This is a genomic window from Burkholderia sp. BCC1208 (assembly GCF_902833095.1).
In the GTDB taxonomy this organism is placed as follows: Bacteria; Pseudomonadota; Gammaproteobacteria; order Burkholderiales; family Burkholderiaceae; genus Burkholderia.
The window spans coordinates 354,067-375,986 of record NZ_CADFDY010000011.1; the positions used below are offsets into that span (position 1 = coordinate 354,067).

General features: G+C 66.6%; 24 protein-coding genes and 1 tRNA gene. 13 read left to right on the plus strand and 12 right to left on the minus strand.

The window, feature by feature from the left end; all coding sequences use genetic code 11:
* Positions 1 to 34: 34 nt before the first annotated feature.
* The 3 genes from ampD to ccsA are packed head-to-tail and all read right to left on the minus strand — an operon-like array spanning position 35 to position 1,849.
* Entirely contained in the window at positions 35 to 625 is a 591-nt protein-coding gene (gene ampD / locus HWX09_RS27035; RefSeq protein ID WP_027783483.1) for a 1,6-anhydro-N-acetylmuramyl-L-alanine amidase AmpD, read from the minus strand.
* Positions 622 to 942: a PP0621 family protein gene (locus HWX09_RS27040; RefSeq protein ID WP_027783482.1), complete on the minus strand. Its 321-nt coding sequence runs from the start codon at positions 940 to 942 to the stop codon at positions 622 to 624. The genes ampD and HWX09_RS27040 overlap by 4 nt, the downstream gene beginning before the upstream one ends.
* Positions 943 to 955: 13 nt before the next feature.
* Complete coding sequence (gene ccsA, locus HWX09_RS27045; RefSeq protein ID WP_027783481.1) at positions 956 to 1,849, minus strand: cytochrome c biogenesis protein CcsA; 894 nt, start codon at positions 1,847 to 1,849, stop codon at positions 956 to 958.
* A gap of 89 nt (positions 1,850 to 1,938) precedes the next feature.
* On the opposite strand from ccsA, the gene ffh reads away from it, so the two are divergent.
* Both ffh and HWX09_RS27055 read left to right on the plus strand, forming a co-directional pair.
* Entirely contained in the window at positions 1,939 to 3,306 is a 1,368-nt protein-coding gene (gene ffh / locus HWX09_RS27050) for a signal recognition particle protein (RefSeq protein ID WP_027783480.1), read from the plus strand.
* A gap of 94 nt (positions 3,307 to 3,400) precedes the next feature.
* Positions 3,401 to 3,952 (plus strand): hypoxanthine-guanine phosphoribosyltransferase, encoded by a 552-nt coding sequence (locus HWX09_RS27055; RefSeq protein ID WP_006489240.1) that lies wholly within the window; start codon positions 3,401 to 3,403, stop codon positions 3,950 to 3,952.
* Positions 3,953 to 4,033: 81 nt separating this feature from the next.
* On the opposite strand, the gene HWX09_RS27060 is transcribed toward HWX09_RS27055, so the two are convergent.
* The gene (locus HWX09_RS27060; RefSeq protein ID WP_027783479.1) at positions 4,034 to 4,636 is read right to left on the minus strand and encodes a MarC family protein; all 603 of its coding nucleotides are present in this window, start codon (positions 4,634 to 4,636) and stop codon (positions 4,034 to 4,036) included.
* A gap of 21 nt (positions 4,637 to 4,657) precedes the next feature.
* Positions 4,658 to 6,394, minus strand: a complete 1,737-nt coding sequence (locus HWX09_RS27065) for a proline--tRNA ligase (RefSeq protein ID WP_027783478.1) — start codon at positions 6,392 to 6,394, stop codon at positions 4,658 to 4,660.
* Between the two features lie 218 nt (positions 6,395 to 6,612).
* Between HWX09_RS27065 and HWX09_RS27070 the strand changes: the two genes are divergently transcribed.
* Together HWX09_RS27070 and HWX09_RS27075 are read left to right on the plus strand one after the other, a co-directional pair.
* A complete protein-coding gene (locus tag HWX09_RS27070) occupies positions 6,613 to 7,257 on the plus strand; it encodes an RNA pyrophosphohydrolase (protein WP_027783477.1) in 645 nt (214 codons plus the stop codon).
* A 13-nt stretch (positions 7,258 to 7,270) separates the two neighbouring features.
* Positions 7,271 to 7,879, plus strand: coding sequence for a CNP1-like family protein (locus HWX09_RS27075; RefSeq protein WP_034185395.1), 609 nt, complete (start codon positions 7,271 to 7,273; stop codon positions 7,877 to 7,879).
* Positions 7,880 to 7,974: 95 nt separating this feature from the next.
* Here HWX09_RS27075 and proB read toward each other — a convergent pair whose 3' ends face one another.
* From proB to rplU, 4 genes are all read right to left on the minus strand, one after another.
* Positions 7,975 to 9,093 carry a glutamate 5-kinase gene (gene proB / locus HWX09_RS27080; protein ID WP_027783475.1) on the minus strand — a complete coding sequence of 373 codons (1,119 nt, stop codon included), beginning with the start codon at positions 9,091 to 9,093 and terminating at the stop codon, positions 7,975 to 7,977.
* 89 nt (positions 9,094 to 9,182) lie between these two features.
* Entirely contained in the window at positions 9,183 to 10,295 is a 1,113-nt protein-coding gene (gene obgE / locus HWX09_RS27085) for a GTPase ObgE (protein WP_027783474.1), read from the minus strand.
* Between the two features lie 187 nt (positions 10,296 to 10,482).
* Entirely contained in the window at positions 10,483 to 10,746 is a 264-nt protein-coding gene (gene rpmA, locus HWX09_RS27090) for a 50S ribosomal protein L27 (RefSeq protein ID WP_027783473.1), read from the minus strand.
* Positions 10,747 to 10,770: 24 nt separating this feature from the next.
* Positions 10,771 to 11,082: a 50S ribosomal protein L21 gene (rplU, locus tag HWX09_RS27095; RefSeq protein WP_027783472.1), complete on the minus strand. Its 312-nt coding sequence runs from the start codon at positions 11,080 to 11,082 to the stop codon at positions 10,771 to 10,773.
* A gap of 210 nt (positions 11,083 to 11,292) precedes the next feature.
* Here rplU and HWX09_RS27100 point away from each other — a divergent pair, with 210 nt between their 5' ends.
* From HWX09_RS27100 to HWX09_RS27140, 9 genes are all read left to right on the plus strand, one after another.
* Positions 11,293 to 12,288, plus strand: coding sequence for a polyprenyl synthetase family protein (locus HWX09_RS27100; RefSeq protein WP_027783471.1), 996 nt, complete (start codon positions 11,293 to 11,295; stop codon positions 12,286 to 12,288).
* Between the two features lie 148 nt (positions 12,289 to 12,436).
* A tRNA-Pro gene (locus tag HWX09_RS27105) sits at positions 12,437 to 12,513 on the plus strand.
* Between the two features lie 139 nt (positions 12,514 to 12,652).
* Positions 12,653 to 13,945, plus strand: a complete 1,293-nt coding sequence (locus HWX09_RS27110; protein ID WP_027783470.1) for an HlyC/CorC family transporter — start codon at positions 12,653 to 12,655, stop codon at positions 13,943 to 13,945.
* A gap of 122 nt (positions 13,946 to 14,067) precedes the next feature.
* Entirely contained in the window at positions 14,068 to 15,345 is a 1,278-nt protein-coding gene (locus HWX09_RS27115; protein ID WP_034185394.1) for an ATPase, T2SS/T4P/T4SS family, read from the plus strand.
* Positions 15,346 to 15,347: 2 nt separating this feature from the next.
* Positions 15,348 to 16,553 (plus strand): type II secretion system F family protein, encoded by a 1,206-nt coding sequence (locus tag HWX09_RS27120; protein WP_034185393.1) that lies wholly within the window; start codon positions 15,348 to 15,350, stop codon positions 16,551 to 16,553.
* Between the two features lie 45 nt (positions 16,554 to 16,598).
* A complete protein-coding gene (locus tag HWX09_RS27125; RefSeq protein WP_027783467.1) occupies positions 16,599 to 17,510 on the plus strand; it encodes an A24 family peptidase in 912 nt (303 codons plus the stop codon).
* Between the two features lies 1 nt (position 17,511).
* On the plus strand, positions 17,512 to 18,120 hold the full coding sequence (gene coaE, locus HWX09_RS27130; protein WP_027783466.1) for a dephospho-CoA kinase: 609 nt from the start codon (positions 17,512 to 17,514) through the stop codon (positions 18,118 to 18,120).
* A 109-nt stretch (positions 18,121 to 18,229) separates the two neighbouring features.
* The gene (gene zapD, locus HWX09_RS27135) at positions 18,230 to 18,985 is read left to right on the plus strand and encodes a cell division protein ZapD (protein WP_027783465.1); all 756 of its coding nucleotides are present in this window, start codon (positions 18,230 to 18,232) and stop codon (positions 18,983 to 18,985) included.
* A 28-nt stretch (positions 18,986 to 19,013) separates the two neighbouring features.
* On the plus strand, positions 19,014 to 19,214 hold the full coding sequence (locus HWX09_RS27140) for a DNA gyrase inhibitor YacG (protein WP_027783464.1): 201 nt from the start codon (positions 19,014 to 19,016) through the stop codon (positions 19,212 to 19,214).
* 57 nt (positions 19,215 to 19,271) lie between these two features.
* On the opposite strand, the gene HWX09_RS27145 is transcribed toward HWX09_RS27140, so the two are convergent.
* Genes HWX09_RS27145 through argJ form a run of 3 tightly spaced genes read right to left on the minus strand, consistent with a single transcriptional unit; the run spans position 19,272 to position 21,842 of the window.
* Positions 19,272 to 19,715, minus strand: a complete 444-nt coding sequence (locus tag HWX09_RS27145) for an NUDIX domain-containing protein (protein WP_027783463.1) — start codon at positions 19,713 to 19,715, stop codon at positions 19,272 to 19,274.
* Entirely contained in the window at positions 19,712 to 20,581 is an 870-nt protein-coding gene (locus HWX09_RS27150) for an ATP-binding protein (RefSeq protein WP_027783462.1), read from the minus strand. The genes HWX09_RS27145 and HWX09_RS27150 overlap by 4 nt, the downstream gene beginning before the upstream one ends.
* 19 nt (positions 20,582 to 20,600) lie before the next feature.
* Positions 20,601 to 21,842 (minus strand): bifunctional glutamate N-acetyltransferase/amino-acid acetyltransferase ArgJ, encoded by a 1,242-nt coding sequence (gene argJ / locus HWX09_RS27155; protein WP_027783461.1) that lies wholly within the window; start codon positions 21,840 to 21,842, stop codon positions 20,601 to 20,603.
* Between the last annotated feature and the right edge of the window lie 78 nt (positions 21,843 to 21,920).

A 21,920-nucleotide genomic window follows, 5' to 3' on the forward strand; every position in this document is an offset into this window, starting at 1 on the left:
AGAAAAAACTTTCTCCGATCAAAAAACCCCGCGATCAGTGCTGACGGAAAGGAAAGTATTCGGCGGAAAAACCGGCATCGCTCGCGAAGCGTTGCCAATCGAAGTGCGGGCCCGGGTCGGTCTTGCGGCCCGGCGCGACGTCCGAGTGCCCCGCGAACGCGTCGACCGGGTAGCGCGCGGCGAGCGCGCGGGAGAGCGCGGCGAGCACCGCGTATTGCGCATCGTCGAACGGTACGTCGTCCGCGCCTTCGAGCTCGATGCCGATCGAGAAGTCGTTGCAGCGCGTGCGGCCGAAGAACTCGGACGAGCCCGCGTGCCACGCGCGCTCGTCGCACGACACGAACTGCACGAGCTCGCCGCCGCGCCGAATCAGGAAATGGGCGGACACGCGCACGCCGCGCAGGTGGCTCTGGTAATAGGGGTGCGCATCGCAGTCGAGGCGATTCAGGAACAGCGCCTCGATCGCGTCGCCGCCGAATTCGCCGGGCGGCAGGCTGATGTTGTGGACGACCACGAGCGTCGGCACCGCACCCGCGGGCCGCACCTCGAAGTTCGGCGACGGCGCATGACGCGCTTCGCGCACCCAGCCGTTCGCGTCGACCGACAACACCGGCGCGTCGCTCATCGCGCGTCGCGGCCGTCCACGCGCGCGGCGTGGCGCCGCGCATGCTCGGCGCTGCAGAAGTATTCGCCGCTCGCGGCGACGGCGTCGCCCTTCGGCGCATGCACGCCGCATTCGGCGCAGCGCACCATCGGCTCGGGCAGCGACCGCGCGTCGCCGTTCGGGCGCGCGGCACCGCCGCCGGCACCCGCGCCGGGCGCACCGTCGTAACCGGCGCCGCGGCCGGCGCGCGCCTGCGCCTGTTCCTGTGCATGGCGCAGCTTGCGCGCGAGCCACGAACCCGCGAAGAAGAGAAGAATCAGGAGAAGAATCTGTCGCATCGGAAACCTGCGGTCAAACCACGGAGCGGTGCAGCAGCACCTCGAAAACGAACCGGCTGCCGACATACGCGAGCAGCAGCGCGGCGAACGACACGAGCACCCAGCGCGCGGCGCCACGGCCGCGCCAGCCCGACGTCTTGCGGGCCACCAGCAGCCCGCCGAACATCAGCCACGACAGGATCGCGAACACCGTCTTGTGGTCGAGCCGCAACGCGCGCGCGTCGACCTGCTCGCTGAACAGGATGCCCGACGCGAGCGTCAGCGTCAGCAGCACGAAGCCGGCGCCGATCAGGCGGAACAGCAGCTTCTCGAGCGTGAGCAGCGGCGGCAGCGTTTCGAGCCAGCTCGCGATCCAGCCCGTCGAGCCGTCGCGCCCGCCGCTGCGCAGCGACTGCAGGCGCCGCTCGACCATCAGCATCAGGACCGCGTGCAGCGCGGCGATCGCGAACAGCCCGTAGGCGATGTTCGCGATCAGGAAATGCAGCTTGAACAGCGGCGCCGCGGCATAAGGAAGCACCCGCACGCCGCCGAACACGAGCGGCAGCAGCGACGCGCCGCACGCGAGCGGCAGCACCAGCAGGCGCAGGCTGTCGAGCGGGAAGAAGAAGCTCTCGATCCAGTAGATGCCGGCGCCGAGCCAGAACATCGCGGACAGCGCGAATGCGAAACCGAACACCATCGCGTCGTTCGGAAAGATCGTCATGTGGAGCAGCACGCCGTGCGCGACCAGCGCGGCAAACAGCAGCGCGCGGCCGGCCCCGCTCATCCCGGACGCAGCGGACGCGGGGACCGGCACGGCCGGCACGCTCGCGACGAGCGGCGTCGCGCCCTGCCGATGCGTGCGCCAGCCTGCGACGGCGAGGCCGCCGTACAGGAATGCGGTGAGGGCATACAGTACAATATCCATGTTCGAAGTTTACACTAGGCCCCCTTCCCGCGACGGCTCCCTTTGTTCGGTTCCGCCGCGCCTTCGGGCCCCACTGTCCACCGCTCCCCATGCTCGACAATCTCACTCAACGGATGGCCCGCGTCGTCAAGACGCTGCGCGGCGAGGCCCGGCTCACCGAGGCGAACACGCAGGAGATGCTCCGCGAGGTGCGTCTCGCGCTGCTGGAAGCCGACGTGTCGCTGCCGGTCGTCCGCGAATTCATCGCCAAGGTCAAGGAAAAGGCGCTCGGCGAAGAAGTGATCAGCAGCCTGTCGCCGGGCCAGGCGCTCGTCGGCGTGGTCCAGAAGGAACTGACCGCCGTGATCGGCGGCGACTACGAAGGCAAGGCCGCCGAGCTGAACCTCGCGGTCACGCCGCCCGCCGTGATCCTGATGGCCGGCCTGCAGGGCGCCGGCAAGACCACGACCGTCGGCAAGCTCGCGAAGCTGCTGCGCGAGAAGCACAAGAAGAAGGTGCTGACCGTGTCGTGCGACGTGTATCGCCCGGCCGCGATCATGCAGCTGAAAACGGTGAGCGAACAGGTCGGCGCCGACTTCTTCCCGTCCACGCCGGATCAAAAGCCCGTCGACATCGCGGTCGCGGCCGTCGACTGGGCGAAACGCCACTACCATGACGTGCTGATCGTCGACACGGCCGGCCGCCTCGGCATCGACGAAGCGATGATGCAGGAAATCGCCGCGCTGCACGGCACGCTGAAGCCGGCCGAAACGCTGTTCGTCGTCGATGCGATGCTCGGCCAGGACGCGGTCAACACCGCGAAGGCGTTCAACGACACGCTGCCGCTCACCGGCGTCGTGCTGACCAAGCTCGACGGCGATTCGCGCGGCGGCGCCGCGCTGTCGGTGCGCCACATCACGGGCAAGCCGATCAAGTTCGTCGGCGTCGCCGAGAAGCTCGACGGCCTCGAGGTGTTCCACCCCGACCGGATGGCGAACCGGATCCTCGGCATGGGCGACATCCTCGCGCTCGTCGAGGAAGCGCAGCGCGGCGTCGATGTCCAGGCCGCGCAGAAGCTCGCCGACAAGGTCAAGAAGGGCGGCGATTTCGACCTGAACGATTTCCGCGCCCAGATCTCGCAGATGAAGAACATGGGCGGCCTGTCGTCGCTGATGGATAAACTCCCCGCGCAGTTCCAGCAGGCGGCGGCCGGCGCCGACATGGGCCAGGCCGAGAAGTCGATTCGCCGGATGGAAGGCATCATCAGCTCGATGACGCCCGCCGAGCGCGCGAAACCCGAAATCATCAAGGCGACGCGCAAGCGCCGCATTGCAGCCGGCGCGGGCGTGCCGGTGCAGGAAGTCAACCGGATGCTGAACCAGTACGACCAGATGCGTACGATGATGAAGAAGCTGAAGGGCGGCAACATGCAGAAGATGATGCGCGGCCTGAAGGGCATGATGCCCGGCATGCGCTGATTTCGCCCGCCGGCCGGCGCGCGGGTTTTTGCCGTAGCGCGCGCCTGCCGTTCTGCTTCATCCTTATTTGTATACCGACTGCCCGCCAGAACACATGAACCGCGAAGAAGCCCTCCACATTTTCGACCACTCCGAAGAGATCGTCTCGGCCGACGCCGTCAATGCGTCGATCTCGAAGATGGCCGACGCGATCCGCGCCGAAATCGGCGACGCGTTCCCGCTCGTTCTCTCGGTGATGGGCGGCGCCGCGGTGTTTACCGGGATGCTGCTGCCGCATCTCGATTTCCCGCTCGAATTCGACTACATCCACCTGACCCGCTACCGCAACACGACGCAGGGCAGCCCGGAGATGCACTGGCGCGTCGCGCCGCGCGAATCGGTGAAGGACCGCATCGTGCTCGTACTCGACGACATCCTCGACGAAGGCGAGACGATGGCCGCGATCCGCGACCGCATCCTCGACATGGGCGCGCAGCGCTTCATGTCGGCCGTGCTGTGCGAGAAGACGCTCGCGAAGGCGAAACCGCTGCACCCCGACTTCTGCGGCTTCTCGGTGCCGGACCGCTACGTGTTCGGCTGCGGGATGGACGCGAAGGGCTACTGGCGCAACCTGCCGACGATCCGTGCGCTGACCGCGAACGTCTGACAGCCGCCCTGCCCGCCATATAAAAGAAAGCGGCGCTCCGGTTTCCCGGAACGCCGCTTTTTTGTGCACGCACCGCCTGCCTTACAACTGACGCACGAACGCCCGGATGCCGGCCAGCAGCATCTCGACCGAGATCGCGACCAGCACGAGGCCCATCAGCCGCTCGAACGCCGCGACCGTCCGTTCGCCGAGCCACTGCTGGATCCGCTCGGCCAGCACCAGCGTGATCGCGCAGACGATCATCGTGACCGTCAGCGCGCCGACCCACTCGAGCATCTTGCCGGGCGCCTGCGACGTCATCAGCATCACCGTCGCGAGCGCGGACGGCCCGGCCAGCGCCGGAATCGCGAGCGGCACGATGAACGGCTCGCCGCCCGCGCGCGGATCGCTGCCGAGCGCGCCGTCCGGATGCGGGAAGATCATCCGCAGCGCGATCAGGAACAGCACGATCCCGCCGCCGAGCCGCAGCGACAGATCGGTGAGGCTCATCATCCGCAGGAAGCGGTCGCCGACCAGCATGAAGAACAGCAGGATCACGAACGCGATTCCCACTTCACGCAGGATCAGCTTCACGCGCCGCTCGCGCGGCACATCCCGCATCGCCGTAATGAACAGCGGGATGTTGCCGAGCGGATCCGTGATCAGCACGAGCAGCACGGTGGCCGACAGGAACGTGTATTCCATCGTGTCCGCCGGTCGCCGCGCTTAGTGCGCGAGCGCGGCGCGGATCTTCTCCGCGACCGTCGCCGCGGCCGTGTCGGCCGGCAGCAGCGTCGCTTCGGCGTCGCGGCGGCCCTGGTACTCGATCTTGCCTTCCTTCAGGCCGCGCTCGCCGATCACGAGACGATGCGGCACGCCGATCAGTTCCCAGTCGGCAAACATCACGCCCGGGCGTTCGCCGCGATCGTCGAGGATCACGTCGATGCCGGCCGCGACGAGTTCCGCGTACAGCTTGTCGGCCGTCTCGCGCACCATGTCGCTGCGGTCATAGCCCATCGGGCACAGCACGACCTCGAACGGCGCGATCGACTCGGGCCAGATGATGCCGCGATCGTCGAAGTTCTGTTCGATCGCCGCGCCGAGAATACGCGTGATGCCGACGCCGTAGCAGCCCATCAGCATCGGCTGCGGCTTGCCCGACTCGTCGAGGAACGTCGCGCCCATCGCTTCCGAGTACTTGGTGCCGAGCTGGAACACGTGGCCGACTTCGATGCCGCGGCAGATGTCGATCGCGCCCTTGCCGTCCGGCGACGGGTCGCCCTTCTTCACGTTGCGCACGTCGGCGACTTCCGGCTCCGGCAGGTCGCGGCCCCAGTTCACGCCGGCGATGTGATAGTCGACCTCGTTCGCACCGACGACGAAGTCGCTCATGTTCGCGACCGTGCGGTCCGCGATCACCTTCACGGGCTTCTTCGTGCCCACCGGGCCAAGGTAGCCCGGCGGCGTGCCGAACCACTCGACGATTTCCTGCTCGGTCGCGAAGCGGTGGTTCTGCAGGCCCGGCAGCTTCGATACCTTGATCTCGTTCAGATCGTGATCGCCGCGCAGCATCACGAGCCAGATGGTCGGCTCGGCGCCTTCGTTGTCGGTCGCGAGCACGATCGACTTGATCGTGCGCTCGAGCGGGATGGCCAGCAGTTCGGCGACGGCCTCGCACTTCGCCTTGCCGGGCGTCGCGACCTTTTCCATCGCTTCGGCCGGCGCCGCGCGCTCGGCAATCAGCGGCAGCGCTTCGGCCGCCTCGACGTTCGCCGCGAATTCGGAGGTCGGGCAGTACGCGATCGCGTCCTCGCCGGTATCGGCGATCACGTGGAACTCGTGCGAGAAGTTGCCGCCGATCGAGCCGCTGTCGGCCGCGACCGCCCGGAACTCGAGGCCGAGGCGCGTGAAGATGCGCACGTACGCGTCGTACATCTTGCGGTACGACTCGTTCAGGCCCGCCGCATCCTTGTCGAACGAATACGCGTCCTTCATGATGAATTCGCGGCCGCGCATCACGCCGAAGCGCGGACGGATCTCGTCGCGGAACTTCGTCTGGATCTGGTAGAAGTTCACCGGCATCTGCCGGTAGCTCTTGATCTGGTTGCGCGCGATGTCGGTGACGACTTCCTCGTGCGTCGGCCCGATCACGAAATCGTTGTCCTTGCGGTCCTTGAAGCGCAGCAGCTCGGGGCCGTACTGCTCCCAGCGGCCCGACTCCTGCCACAGCTCGGCCGGCTGCACGGCCGGCATCAGCAGCTCGATGGCGCCCGCCCGGTTCATTTCCTCGCGCACGATCGCCTCGACCTTGCGAATCGAACGCAGGCCGACCGGCAGGTAGTTGTAGATGCCGCCGGCGACGCGACGGATCATGCCGGCGCGGACCATCAGCTTGTGGCTGACGATCTCTGCGTCGGCGGGTGCCTCTTTCAGGGTGCCGATAAAGAAACGGGAAGCTTTCATGCGGACGGTTCCAAAAACGGCGCCCCAACGCGGGGCGCCCGAAAAAGTTTCAAGGTGAAAAAGCTGCGCGCCGCGAACAACGATGGCGCAGATGACGTAACAGACTAATCAGGGACAATTCAGCCGGTGTACCCCGTGCGGATTCGCTCCGTCACGGTGCGCAGCGCCCGTTATCTGTTTATAATCAAAGCAATTTTAAAGGATTCGAAGGTGGTTGTATGCTGGATCGTGAAGGCTTTCGCCCGAACGTCGGCATCATCCTCTTGAACGCGCGCAACGAGGTGTTTTGGGGCAAGCGGCTCCGCGAGCATTCCTGGCAGTTTCCTCAAGGTGGGATCAAGTACGGCGAGACCCCCATGCAGGCGATGTACCGGGAGCTGCACGAGGAAACGGGCCTGCATCCGGAACACGTCAAGATAATCGGCCGCACCCGCGACTGGTTGCGTTACGAGGTGCCTGACAAGTTCATCAAACGCGAAGTACGCGGTCATTACCGCGGCCAGAAGCAGATCTGGTTCCTGCTGCGGATGGTTGGACGCGATTGCGACATTTGCTTGCGCGCGACCGACCACCCGGAGTTCGATGCGTGGCGCTGGAACGAGTACTGGGTGCCGCTCGATGCGGTGATCGAGTTCAAGCGGGATGTCTATCAGTTGGCGCTGACGGAACTGTCGCGCTTCCTGCGCCGCCCGGCGCAGCGAGCCGAGAAGCCGCGCGGGCCGCGTGTGTCGCGCTATCCGCGCGTCATTGGCGCACAGGCCCAGACGCTGACGATTGTCGACACATCGGTGGTCTGTTCGGAGATCGAAATGGAGGCGAGCACGCTCGACGAGATGCCGCCCCAGGTGATCGTCGGCAAATGACGAGTCGGACTGCATGACCGGGCGCGACCTTGGTGTCGCGCCCTTTTTTTACGAGGAATGCATATTGAAAGCGATTGCTCTCGCGCTCGCATCGATCGCCGCAGTGGCCACCCTGGCCGGCTGCGCGAACTCGAAAGCGCCGTCCAACAAGGATGACAGCGAGTTCGTGTACCTGCTCGACCGTCAGGGAACCTGGAAGGAAAACGCCGTCGACACGCTGCCCCCGCTGCCGCAAACGGGCGATCTGCTGCCGTTCAACGTGTCGCAGAACACGCCGCTCAAGTTCTTCGTCGATGCGAAGTCGCTCGAAGTCGGCACCGACGGCGTCGTGCGCTACGCAGTCGTCATCACGAGCCCGGCCGGTGCGCGCAACGTGAACTACGAAGGCATCCGCTGCGACACCTACGAATGGCGCCAGTACGCCGGCCTGAACTCCGACCACAACGGCTGGGATCGCACGGTCGAGAACGACTGGCGGCGCATCGAGAACGGCGAGCTGAACGCGTACCACTCCGCGCTCTACCAGGACTATTTCTGCTCGAACAAGATGCCGCAGGGCTCGACCCGGCAGATTCTCGAAAACATCCGGTTCCACCGCACCGCGATGACGCAGTTGCGCTGACGGCACGCGATGCGGGCCGCCCGCATCGTCCCGTCGCACAAAAAAGCCCGCATCGCGCGGGCTTTTTCATTTGAACGATGGCATTCGGCCGGCGATCACACCAGCACGAGGTTGTCGCGATGAATCAGTTCGGGCTCCAGCATGTAGCCGAGCACGGTCTCGATCTCGCCGCTCGGCTTGCGGTGAATCAGCTTCGTTTCCGCGCTGCTGTAGTTCGTGAGCCCGCGCGCGACCTCGCGCCCGTCCGGGCCGACACACGCGATGACCTCGCCGCGCGCGAACGCGCCCTGCACGTCGATCACGCCGATCGGCAGCAGGCTCTTGCCGCCGGCCGTCAGCTTCTCGACCGCGCCCGCGTCGATCACAACGTGGCCGCGTACCTGCAGATGGTCGGCCATCCATTGCTTGCGTGCCGCCATCCGCGCGGTACGTGCGATCAGTTGCGTGCCGATCGCCTCGCCGGCCGCCAGACGCACGAGCACGTCGGCCTCCCGGCCGCTCGCGATCACGGTATTCGCGCCGCTGTGCGCCGCACGCTTCGCCGCGAGGATCTTCGTCAGCATCCCGCCGCGACCGAGACTCGAACCGGCCCCGCCCGCCATCGCCTCGAGCTCGGGTGCGCCCGCATTGGCCTCGCCGACGAGCGTCGCGTTCGGGTCCTTGCGCGGATCGGCCGTGAACAGCCCCGTCTGGTCCGTGAGGATGATCAGTGCATCGCCTTCGATCAGGTTCGCGACGAGTGCGCCGAGCGTGTCGTTGTCGCCGAACTTGATTTCGTCGGTGACGACCGTGTCGTTCTCGTTGATGATCGGCACGACGCCGAGCCGCAGCAGCGTGAGCAGCGTCGATCGCGCATTCAGGTAGCGCTCGCGATCGGCCAGATCGGCGTGCGTGAGCAGGATCTGCGCGGTGCGGATGCCGTGCTCGGTGAAGCGGCTTTCGTAGACTTGCGCGAGCCCCATCTGGCCGACCGCGGCCGCAGCCTGCAGTTCATCGATTTCCCGCGGGCGCTTGCTCCAGCCGAGCCGTTGCATGCCTTCGGCAATCGCGCCCGAACTGACCAGCACGACTTCCTTACCCTGCGCACGCAGCGCAGCGATCTGAGCGGCCCAGCGGCCGATTGCAGCATGATCGAGCCCCTTGCCGTCGTTGGTCACGAGGCTGGAGCCCACCTTCACCACCAATCGCTTCGAATCCGCGATGATCGAACGCATCCTGCACTGTCTCCTGTATCTGATGCCTGCCCGGCCGGGCGCGATTGAACGCCAACGCCGGGCGGCACGCCCGGCGCGTTACGCACCGTTCAGGCGTCGTCGTCCGGCGCCGCACCGCCCTTCGCCGGCGGCGCATCGCGGAAACGCACGTCCGCCGCGAGATCCTCCTCTTCCGCCGCGCGATGCGCGTCCGAATGTTCGGAGAGATAGTCGTAGATCGCGTAGCACAGCGCTTCGCAGCCCTGGCCCGTCAGCGCCGAGATCTCGAACACGGGGCCGTCCCAACCAAAGCGGTCGAGGAAATCGGCGACGCGCGCCTCGCGCTCGTCTTCCGGCACCATGTCAAGCTTGTTGAGCACGAGCCAGCGCGGCTTCTCGTAGAGCGCCTCGTCGTACTTGCGCAGCTCGCCGACGATCGCCGTCGCTTCCGCGACCGGATCGACGTTTTCGTCGAACGGCGCGAGATCGACCAGATGCAGCAGCACGCCGGTACGCTGCAGGTGACGCAGGAATTGGTGCCCGAGGCCCGCGCCTTCGGCCGCACCTTCGATCAGCCCCGGGATATCGGCGATCACGAAGCTCTTGCTCGGGCCGACACGCACCACGCCGAGATTCGGCGCGAGCGTCGTGAACGGGTAGTCGGCGATCTTCGGCTTCGCGTTCGACACCGACGAGATGAAGGTCGACTTGCCCGCGTTCGGCATGCCGAGCAGGCCGACGTCGGCGAGTACCTTCAGCTCGAGCTTCAGCATGCGCCGCTCGCCCGGCTTGCCGTCCGTCTTCTGGCGCGGCGCGCGGTTCGTACTCGACTTGAAATGCAGGTTGCCGAGACCGCCGGCGCCGCCCTGCGCGAGCATCACCTGCTGGTCGTGCTCGGTCAGATCGGCGATCAGCTCGCCCGTATCCATGTCGCTGATGACCGTGCCGACCGGCATGCGCAGCGTGACATCGTCGCCGCCCTTGCCGTAGCAATCCGAGCCGCGACCGTTTTCGCCGTTGCGCGCGAGGTGCTTCTTCGCGTAACGGTAGTCGATCAGCGTGTTGATGTTGCGGTCGGCGATCGCGTAAACGCTGCCGCCCCGGCCGCCGTCGCCACCGTCCGGCCCGCCGAACGGGACGAATTTCTCGCGGCGCATCGACGCGCTGCCATCGCCTCCGTCGCCGGCGATGACTTCGATTCGTGCTTCGTCAATGAACTTCATTCGTCACTCCGCCCAGTATTTCCGCTATTGTGCCGCGCGCCGGCACGCTTGAACAATCTGCCGTTCGGCCGATCGCATGCCGGTTGCGCGAGGGTCGCCGGCACGCAAATGCGCCCGGCGACCCAATAAAAAAGGCCCCGCGAAGACTGCGGGGCCTTTCGGCTACGAAGCCCGTGAGTGCCTAAACTTAGGCAGCCGCCGGGACGACGATGACCAGATGCTTCTTGTCCGCGCCCTTCGTCGCGAACTTGACGTGACCGTCGATCAGCGCGAACAGGGTGTGATCCTTGCCCATGCCGACGTTCTCGCCAGCGTGCATGCGCGTACCGCGCTGACGCACGATGATGCCGCCGGCATTGATCGCCTGGCCGCCGTACACTTTCACGCCGAGACGTTTCGACTCGGAGTCGCGGCCGTTCCGGGAAGAGCCGCCTGCCTTTTTGTGTGCCATCTGATTGCTCCTTAACCGAGGCGCTTACGCGTTGATCGCGTCGATGCGCAGCTCAGTGTAGTTCTGGCGGTGGCCGCCATGCTTTTGGTAGTGCTTCCGGCGACGCATCTTGAAGATGGTGACCTTGGCATGACGACCGTGCGACACAACGGTGGCCTTGACGGAAGCCCCACTGACCAGCGGCGCACCGAACTTAATCGATTCGCCTTCGCCCACTGCGAGAACCTGGTCGAGCGTGATTTCAGCGTCAATGTCAGCCGGTATCTGTTCTACTTTGAGTTTTTCGCCAACGGCAACCTTGTACTGCTTGCCGCCGGTTTTTATGACCGCGTACATTGAGAACCTCACTCTGGATCCAATTTTTCCGCACACCACGCGCGGAAAACACGTGATTATACATGGGCTTAGCACCCAAGTCAAAGCCGATCGACGATTGCCGCGCGCGGGCCTCGGCCGGACGGCCAAAAATCGCGCCGCGGCGCGTCTGACAGACCGGCATATCGCGGATTCGACTTATAATCCGCGGCATCACCCAATTCCATCATCATGTCGTCGTCCACCGCCTCCCCCACCCTCAGCGCCGCCCACCTGCTCGCCCCGATCGCCAGCGACATGGAGCAGGTGAATCGCGTTATCCGGCAAAGCCTCGCGTCCGACGTGCTGCTGATCAACCAGATCGCCGAGTACATCATCGGTGCGGGCGGCAAGCGGCTGCGTCCGGCGCTGCTGCTGCTCGTCGCCGGCGCGCTCGACGAAACGTCGCACCAGCGGCACGTGCTGGCCGCCGTCGTCGAGTTCATCCACACGGCCACGCTGCTGCATGACGACGTCGTCGACGAATCCGAGCTGCGCCGCGGCCGCCAGACCGCCAATGCGCTGTTCGGCAACGCGGCGAGCGTGCTGGTGGGCGATTACCTCTACTCGCGCTCGTTCGAGATGATGGTCGGCGTCGGCAAGATGCGCGTGATGGAAATCCTGTCCGAAGCGACGACGATCATTTCGGAAGGCGAGGTGCTGCAGCTCCTCAACATGCACGACGCGGACGTCGACGAAGCGCGCTACATGCAGGTGATCCGCTACAAGACCGCGAAGCTGTTCGAGGCGTCGGCGCGCCTGGGCGCGGTGCTCGCGGGCGCCGATGCGCCGACCGAGGCCGCCGCCGCTGAATACGGCCGCCGGATCGGCACCGCGTTCCAGATCATGGACGACTGGCTCGACTATGCAGGTACCGCCGAGGCGATGGGCAAGAATGCCGGCGACGATCTCCGCGAAGGCAAGCCGACGCTGCCGCTCATCTATCTGATCGAGCGCGGCACGCCCGAACAGTCGGCGCTCGCACGCGAGGCGATCGAACAGGGCGGCACCGATCGCTTCGACACGATTTTCGAAGCGATCACGCGCTCGGGCGCACTCGATCACACGCTCGAATGCGCACGCCAGGAAGCGCAGGCGGCGGCCGCGGCGATTGCCGCGTTTCCCGATTCGATCTACAAGGAAAGCCTGCTCGGGTTGTGCTCGTATTCGACGTCGCGTCAATCGTAAACACGCCGCGAACGGGAAGCGATGTCTTGTCTCGAAAATTTTCTTCGTCCAAGTATTCCCTTTTAGAAAAAACATCGTTATAGTTACGTTCTTGCTTGAGACGACGCAGAAATCTTCACGAAGACGGCGAAGTCCGAGGAGCAAAAATCGGGGTGTAGCTTAGCCTGGTAGAGCGCTACGTTCGGGACGTAGAGGCCGGAGGTTCGAATCCTCTCACCCCGACCAGATTTAAAAAAACCGTGCACCACGTGCACGGTTTTTTTTCGTCCGGCCGCCGCGAGCCCCGTGTCGCGCGCGACACATCGCGGTCGCCGGCCTCTGCTATATTTCCCCCATCCCTGTCCTTCACTGCCCTTTCCAACGCGTGGACCAAATTCCCTTATGGGCGCAAATCGGCGCCGTCTTCCTGCTTCTCCTCTGCTCCAGCTTCTTTTCCATTTCCGAGACCGCGATGATGGCGCTCAATCGCCATCGGCTGAAGCATCTCGCCGGCCAGGGCGCGCTCGGCGCGAAAACCACGCAGGGGCTGCTCACGCGCACTGACTTGCTGCTCAGCGTGATCCTGATCGGCAACAACCTGTTCAACACGATCATCCCGGTCCTCACGACGTCGCTCGCGCTCCACACGTTCGGCCGCAACAACCTCGCGCTGTCGATCGCGACCGGCATCGTCGCGTTCCTGATCATCGTGTTCGCGGAAATCGCGCCGAAGATCGTCGGCGCGACGTTCCCCGAACGTATCGCGCTGCCCGCGAGCCTCGTGATCGCCCCGCTGATGCGCGTGTTCAAGCCCGTCGTCTGGTTCGTCAATGCGCTCGCGAACGGCGTGCTGTGGGTGCTGCGCATCAACACGAAGAAGGGTCGCGACCAGCGGATGTCGGCCGACGAGCTGCGGGCCATCGTGCTCGAGTCGAGCAGTTTCATGCCGACCAAGCACCGCAGCATCCTGCTCAACCTGTTCGACCTCGAGAACATCACGGTCGACGACGTGATGGTGCCGCGCCGCCAGATCGAGTCGCTCAACTTCTACGCGCCGCTCGACGACATCCTGCATCAGCTCGAAACCTGCTATCACAACCGGCTGGTCGTCTACGAAGGCGACATCGACAAGGTGCTCGGGGTGCTGCACGTGCGCAAGACGCTCACCGCGCTGCACAACCAGGATTTCGATCGCGAGACGCTGCGCGCGCTGCTCGCCGAACCGTACTACGTGCCGTCGGGCACGCCGGTGGTCCAGCAGCTCCAGTTCTTCCAGGAAATCCGGCAGCGCACCGCGCTCGTCGTCAACGAGTACGGCGAACTCGAAGGGCTCGTCACGCCCGAGGACATCATCGAGGAACTGATCGGCGAATTCACGACGTCGATGCCGCGCAGCGAACGCGCGGGCGGCTGGGACGAGAACGGCGAATGCATCGTCTCGGCCAGCATGCCGCTGCGCGAACTGAACCGCTGGCTGCACCTGAAACTGCCGACCGACGGGCCGAAGACGCTGAACGGACTGGTACTCGAGATCCTCGAGGAAATTCCGGAAGACGACGTGTGCGTGAAAATCGGCGACGTGATGCTCGAAGTGATGCGCAGCGACGATCAGGCAGTACGCACCGTCAAGCTCTTCAAGCCGCGCGGCACACGCACCGGACGCGCGGCCTCGCAGTAGGGCCTGTTCACGCTGATAACGGGCTTGCGCTGGCCCTAACCGAACGGCCGACTGCCGGCGCCGCCCGCGACGCGCGATCATCTGCGCATCACGGTCAACAGGCGGCCAGCGTGCCGGCTCACATGCATTTCCCTTCCTCCGGGGCGCCGCTGCGCACGCAGTCGTCGCCCGCGCATTCCGACGCGCCGCCCGCCGCCGCGCCCCCTGCACTCGATGCGGCCCAGCTCGACGATGCCCCCGCCGTACGCCTGCTGACGGACACGCTCCATGCGGCGCGCGTGCGCGACGCGTCGGACATCCACGTCGAGCCGTTCGAAGCCGGCTGGCGCATCCGTCTGCGCGTCGACGGCGTGCTGCATGAACAGGCGCGACCGCCGCTGCACCTGCGCGATGCGCTCGTCACGCGGATCAAGGTGCTCTCGCGCATGGACATCGCCGAGCGGCGGCTTCCGCAGGACGGCCGGCTGCGCATCGCGATCGACGGCGGCACGCGCGGCGACTACCGCGTCAGTTCGCTGCCCACGCTGTTCGGCGAAAAGCTCGTGCTGCGGCGGCTCGAAACGCTGCCGCCCGATCTCACGCTTGCCAGCCTCGGCTTCGACGCGCGGCAGGCGGCGGCGATGGAGGCCGCGATCCGCGCGCCGCATGGCCTCGTGCTCGTCACGGGCCCGACCGGCAGCGGCAAGACGCTGTCGCTCTACTGCGCGCTGCAGATGCTCGATCGCGACGCGCACAACGTCTGCACGGTCGAGGATCCCGCCGAGATCCAGCTCGACGGGATCAATCAGGTCGGGGTCGCCGACAAGGCGGGGCTCACGTTCGCGACGGCGCTGCGCGCGCTGTTGCGGCAGGATCCGGACGTCATCATGGTCGGCGAGATTCGCGATGCGGAGACGGCCGATGTCGCGATCAAGGCCGCGCAGACCGGTCATCTCGTGCTGTCGACGCTGCACACGAACGACGCACCGGCCGCCATCGCGCGGCTGCTCGACATCGGCGTCGCGCCGTACAACCTCGCCGCCGCGTTGCACCTCGTCACCGCGCAGCGTCTCGTCCGGCGCCTGTGCGTCGCCTGCCGCGTGCATTCGGACGCATCGGCGCGCGCGCTGCGGGAAGCCGGCTGCGACCCGGCGGCGCTGGCGGCCGGATGGCGGCCGTTCGTCGCGCGCGGCTGCTCCGCCTGTCACGGGATCGGCTATCGCGGCCGCATCGGTCTACACCAGACGATGCCGGTATCGCCCGGGGTGGCCGAGCGCATCGTCGCGCGGGCGAGCGTCGGCGAACTCGCGCGATGCGTGGCGGCCGAGGGCGTGCGCACCCTGCGCGACGCGGCATTCGCGCGCGTCATGGACGGCACGACGAGCATCGCGGAAGCCGTCGCCGCCACACCCGCGGCGTGAACATGCGCACGCCGCCGCGCGAAACCCGCTTTGCATGGCGCGGCCGCCATCGCGACGGCTCGCCGCGCCGCGGGATCGTCATCGCCTTCGACGCCGCGGCCGCGCGCGCCACGCTCGCGCGCGACGGCATCGCGGTACTGTCGCTCGACGTCCGCGGGCCGGCCCGTCCGCCCGTGGCGGCCGCACGCGACATCACGCGCTTCACGCGCCAGCTCGCGAGCCTGCTGCAAGCCGGCCTGCCGCTTGCGCCGTCGCTCGAGATGCTCGCGCGCACCCGCACGCGCGACGGCGTGCCGCGCATCGCCGCGGGGCTCGCGCGCGAGATCGTCGGCGGCCGGCGCTTCGCCGATGCGCTCGCACGCTATCCATCGCAGTTCGGCACGCTGTATCGCCAGTTGATCGAGGTCGGTGAGGCGTCCGGTTCGCTCGGCATCGTGCTGACGCGGATCGCGGAACACCGCGAGCGCGCCGATGCGCAATGGCGCAAGCTGCGCGCGGCACTCGCGTATCCGGTCGCCGTCATCCTGTTCGCGCTCGCGATCTCGGTGGCATTGATGGTGTGGGTCGTGCCGACCTTCCGGCAGACCTTCGACGGTTTCGGCGCCGCCCTGCCCGCCCCGACCCGCGCATTGCTCGCGCTGTCCTCCGCGCTGTCGGCATGGGGTGGCGTACTGCTGGCCGGTGCGGCCGCCGCGGGGCTTGCCGCACGGCACGCGCTTCGGCGCTCGGTCGCACTGCGTCACGCGCTCGCGCGGCGCCTGCTGCGCGCCCCGCTCGCGGGCAGCGCGCTGGAGCGGTTCGCGGCCGCACGCTGGTGCCGTTCGCTGGCGACGCTGCTCGGCGCCGGCGTGCCGCTCGCCGATGCATTCGCCACGCTCGAGCGCACGGCCGGCCATCCGGTGTTCGCGCACGCCACCGTACACATCGCCGCACGCGTGTTGCGCGGCGCGCGTCTGGCCGATGCGATGCATTCAGCCGGCTGCTTTCCGGACGACGTCGTGCAACCGATCGCCGTCGCCGAGGAATCCGGTGCGCTCGACACGATGCTCGCCGACATCGCCGCGTCGTGCGAACGCCAGCTCGACGCGCGCCTCGATGCGCTCGCGGCGCTCGGCGAACCGTTGATCGTGATCGTCCTGGGCGCCCTCGTCGGCGGCCTCGTGATCGCGATGTACCTGCCGATCCTTCAACTCGGCAACGTGGTGTAGCATCGCAACCGATTCTGTCGCCTTTTAGTCCGAACCTTGAGCCTCATGACGCCAGCGCACCTGTCCGCCGTTTCCGATTCGCCCGAGGGCACGCTGCTCGCGCTGGCGATGCTGCCGCCCGCGCTGCAGTATGCGTTCGCGGTCGCCATCGGCCTTTGCATCGGCAGCTTCCTGAACGTGGTCGTGCACCGGCTGCCCGTGATGATGCAGCGCGCATGGCAGGCCGAGATCGCCGAGGCGACGGGCGCCGCGAGCGCCCCGCCCGACGACGGCTATCCGCCGCGCTACGATCTGTGGCGCCCGCGCAGCGCCTGCCCGCATTGCGGCCACGTATTGCGCGCCTGGGAGAATATCCCGCTCGTCAGCTACCTGATGCTGCGCGGGCGCTGCCGGCGCTGCGGCCATGCGATCGGCGTCCGTTACGTGCTCGTCGAACTCGCGTGCGCACTGCTCGCCGCCGTCTCGCTCGCGGCGTTCGGCCCGAACGTCGCCGCGCTTGCCGCGTTCGCGCTGTGCGCGGCGCTGCTCGCGATGAGCGCGATCGATATCCGGACCGGCTACCTGCCCGACTCGATGACGCTGCCGCTGCTGTGGGCCGGGCTCGTACTGAACCTCGGCGGCACCTTCACGTCGCTGCGCTCGGCCGTGATCGGCGCGATGGCCGGCTACCTGTTCCTGTGGTCGATCTACTGGCTGTTCAAATGGCTGCGCGGCATCGAGGGCATCGGTTTCGGCGACCTGAAGCTGCTTGCCGCGCTCGGCGCGTGGATGGGCTGGGCCGCACTGCCGCAGGTCGTGCTGTTCGCGGCGGTGACCGGCGCGATCGTCGGGCTCGTCGCGACCTGGCGCGGCCGCATGCGCTTCGAGGAGCCGATTCCGTTCGGTCCGTTCCTCGCGGCCGGCGGCGTCGCCACGTTGTTTTTCGGCACCCCTTTCTATGCGGCGCTCGGAGGCTGACATGTTTTCCGTAGGACTCACGGGCGGCATCGGCAGCGGCAAGACGACCGTCGCCGATCTGTTCGGCGCCCGTGGCGCATCGCTCGTCGATACCGATCTGATTGCCCATCGCATCACCGCACCGGGCGGCCTCGCGATGCCGGCGATCGAGCAAGCTTTCGGTCGCGGCTTCGTGGCCGCCGACGGCTCGCTCGATCGCGCGAAGATGCGCACGCTGATCTTCAGCGACGACGACGCGCGGCGGCGCCTCGAAGCGATCACGCACCCGTTGATCCGCGCGGAAACCGATCGCGAGGCACGCGAAGCACGGGGCCCGTACGTGATGTTCGTCGTGCCGCTGCTCGTCGAGTCGGGTACCTGGAAGGCGCGCAGCGATCGCGTGCTCGTCGTCGACTGCCCGGTCGAAACGCAGATTGCGCGCGTGATGCGGCGCAACGGTTTCACGCGCGAACAGGTCGAAGCGATCATCGCGCGGCAGGCGACGCGCGAAGCACGCCTCGCGGCGGCCGACGACGTGATCGTCAACGACACGGTCACGCCCGCCGCGCTCGCCGCGCAGGTCGATGCACTGCACCAACGCTACGTCGGATTCGCGGCCGCCGGGCACTGAGCGTCGCGTGCAATCGTGATGGTGTACGAAATTGGCGCGTTGCTAGGGTAGAGAGGGGGCATTAGAATGTCCTTCATTGTTTCAATCCCTACCGAAGAGGCGAGCGCGCTTGATTCTTTACGAGTATCCGTTCAACGAGCGAATTCGCACGCTGTTGCGTCTCGAAGATCTGTTCGAGCGCTTCGCGTTCTTTTTGGCTCAGGAGGACCCGCGTGAACACCACGTCGCGTTGACGACGCTGTTCGAAATCGCCGAGGTAACGGGCCGCGCGGACCTGAAATCGGATCTGATGAAGGAGCTCGAACGTCAACGCCAGACGCTCGCCCCCTTTCGCGGCAATCCGGGCATCGAGCAGAACGCGCTCGAAGCCGTGCTCGGTGAAATCGAGCAGACGCTCGCGAATCTCGCGCAGATGCAGGGCAAGACCGGCCAGCACCTCGTCGACAACGAGTGGCTCGCCAGCATCCGCAGCCGCGCGGTAATTCCGGGCGGTACGTGCAAGTTCGACCTGCCGTCGTACTACGCGTGGCAGCAATGGCCCGCCGAGCAGCGGCGCCAGGACATCGCGAAGTGGATCCTGCCGATGCTGCCGTTGCGTGACGCCGCGGCGATCGTGCTGCGGCTCGCGCGCGAATCGGGTCAGGCGTCGAAGGTCATGGCGATGCAGGGCAGCTACCAGCAGATGCTGTCCGGCCGTACCTACCAGCTGATGCAGGTACGGGTGCCGCCGGAGCTGCGCGTCATTCCCGAAGCGAGCGCCAACAAATACATGTTGTGGGTACGGTTCACCATGCAGGACGGCGATGTACGGCCGCGCGCGGTGGACATCGACGTGCCGTTCCATCTGACACTGTGTAATCTGTAACGGCCGCGTGCCGGATCAATGCTTTCGTATGACTACCGTCGTGAAATGTCCGTCGTGCGGCGCCGAAGTGCGCTGGACGCCTGAAAATCAGTTCCGCCCGTTCTGTTCGGTCCGCTGCAAGCAGCTCGACCTCGGCGCATGGGCCGCGGAAAAGTACCGGATCGGGGGCGCCGCCGACGAGGGTCCGTCGTCGGAAGAAGACGGCACCGACGGCCGTCGCGACAGCTGACCGGCACCACGCCGGCCACCCGCGATATGGCCCGCCTTTCCGCAGGCCGCCGCGGCGTCAGTGCGACGCCGCTTCCTTCTCGAGCAGTGCCAGCACCGGCAGCGCCGCCGGCAGCAGCGGCGCGACTTCGACCGGCAGTCGCTGCCACACGAACGCCTGCCCTTCCTTGCTGTGCGGCTCTCCCGTCCAGCCCGTCACCTTGCAGAAATAGAGCCGCACGTACGCGTGCGGATAATCGTGCTCGAGCGTGTGCCAGCGGTGGCTGGCCGTGACTTCGATGCCGAGTTCCTCATGCAGCTCGCGCGCAAGCGCGTCCTCGACGCTTTCGCCGGCCTCCAGCTTGCCGCCCGGAAACTCCCAGTAGCCTTCATACGGCTTGCCCTGCAGGCGTTGCGCGAGCAGATAACGGCCGTCCGGCTGCACCATCACGCCGACCGCGACTTCCGTCACCTTACGGCCGTCCGGCGCCCGCACGCCGCCCTGTGCCAAGTTCGCGCTCATGCCTGCTCCTTGCGGCCCGACCAGTCACGCGCGAACTGCCATGCGACGCGGCCCGAGCGCGAACCGCGCTCGAGCGCCCATACGAGCGCGTCGCCACGTGCCGTCTCGATCTCCGCATCCGGGCAGCCGAAGTGACGCAGCCAGTGCGCGACGATGTCGAGGTAGTCGTCCTGCTTGAACGGATAGAAGCTGACCCACAGGCCGAAGCGCTCCGACAGCGAGATCTTCTCCTCGACGACTTCGCCGGGGTGAATCTCGCCGTCCGGGAGATGCTTGTACGACTCGTTGTCGCTCATGTACTCGGGCAGCAGATGGCGGCGGTTCGACGTCGCGTAGATCAGCACGTTGTCCGACTGCGCGGCGATCGACCCGTCGAGCGCGACCTTCAGCGCCTTGTAGCCCGATTCGCCATCCTCGAACGACAGGTCGTCGCAAAACACGATGAATCGCTCCGGACGCTGCGAAATCAGGTCGACGATATCGCCGAGATCGTGCAGGTCGTCCTTGTCGACTTCGATCAGGCGCAGCCCGTCGTTCGCGTACGCATTCAGGCACGCCTTGATCAGCGACGACTTGCCGGTACCGCGCGCGCCGGTCAACAGCACGTTGTTGGCCGGCTTGCGCTGCACGAACTGCCGCGTGTTCTGGTCGATCAGCGCTTTCTGGCGATCGATGTTGTGCAGGTCGCCGAGCGTGATCGACGACACGGCCGGCACCGGCTGCAGGTAACCGCGCCCCTGACGCTTGCGCCAGCGGAACGCGTGGGCCGCGTTCCAGTCGATGGCCGCCGGTGCAGGCGGCAGCATCCCTTCGAGACGGCCGAGCAGCGCTTCCGCGCGCGTCAGAAACTGTTCAAGCTTGTCCATGTCGTTCGAGCGCTCCCGATCAGGAGCGGTAATCCGCGTTGATACTCACGTAATCGTGCGACAGGTCGCACGTCCAGACGGTAGCCTGCGCGTCGCCACGGCCGAGCAGCACGCGGATCGTGATCTCGCTCTGCTTCATCACGCGCTGGCCGTCCTCTTCCTGGTAGGCCGGGTTGCGGCCGCCTGCCTTCGCGACGAGCACGTCGTCGAGATAGAGGTCGATCTTGCCGACGTCGAGATCCGCGACGCCCGCATAGCCGATCGCCGCGAGAATCCGGCCGAGGTTGGGGTCGGATGCGTAGAAGGCCGTCTTCACGAGGGGCGAATGGCCGATCGCGTACGCGATCTGGCGGCATTCGGCGACGCTCTTGCCGCCTTCGACCTGCACCGTCATGAATTTCGTCGCGCCTTCGCCGTCGCGCACGATCAGCTGCGACAGCACCTGCGCGACGTCCGTCACCGCGTCGCGCAGCGCCGCATAGGCCGGCGAATCGGTCGACGTGATCGCGGGCAGCGTGCTCTTGCCCGATGCGATCAGGATGAACGAGTCGTTCGTCGACGTGTCGCCGTCGATCGTGATGCAGTTGAACGAGCGGTCGGCCACTTCCTTCACGAGCGTGTCGAGCACCGGCTGCGCGACGTTCGCATCGAACGCGAGGAAGCCGAGCATCGTCGCCATGTTCGGCTTGATCATGCCCGCGCCCTTGCTGATGCCCGTGAGCGTGACCGTGTGGCCGTCGATCGTCACCTGGCGCGACGTCGCCTTCGGCAGCGTGTCGGTCGTCATGATCGCCTGCGCGGCGTCGAACCAGTTCGCGGCCTTGCGGTTCGCGAGCGCGGCCGGCAGGCCGGCCTTCAGGCGGTCGATCGGCAGCGGCTCGAGGATCACGCCGGTCGAGAACGGCAGCACCTGCGCCGGCTCGATGCCCGCGAGACGCGCGAGTTCCGTGCAGGTCTCGCGTGTGTTCACGAGGCCCGGCTCGCCGGTGCCCGCGTTCGCATTGCCCGTATTCACGACCAGCGCGCGAATGCCCGCGCCGCCGGCCCGTACCTTCGCCAGGTGCTCGCGGCAGACGGTGACCGGCGCCGCGCAGAAACGGTTTTCGGTGAATACGCCCGCGACCGTCGCGCCTTCGTCGACGGAGATGACCAGCACGTCCTTGCGATTCGGCTTGCGGATGTTCGCCTCCGCCCAGCCGAGCGTGACGCCGGCGACGGGATGCAGTTGGGCGGGATCGATCGACGGAAAATTGACAGCCATGGGGCACACCTGCCGGATGGAAAATGCCGGCACGCGCCGGCATCGATTGGAAGAACCGGCGGCCGCACGCGCGGGCCG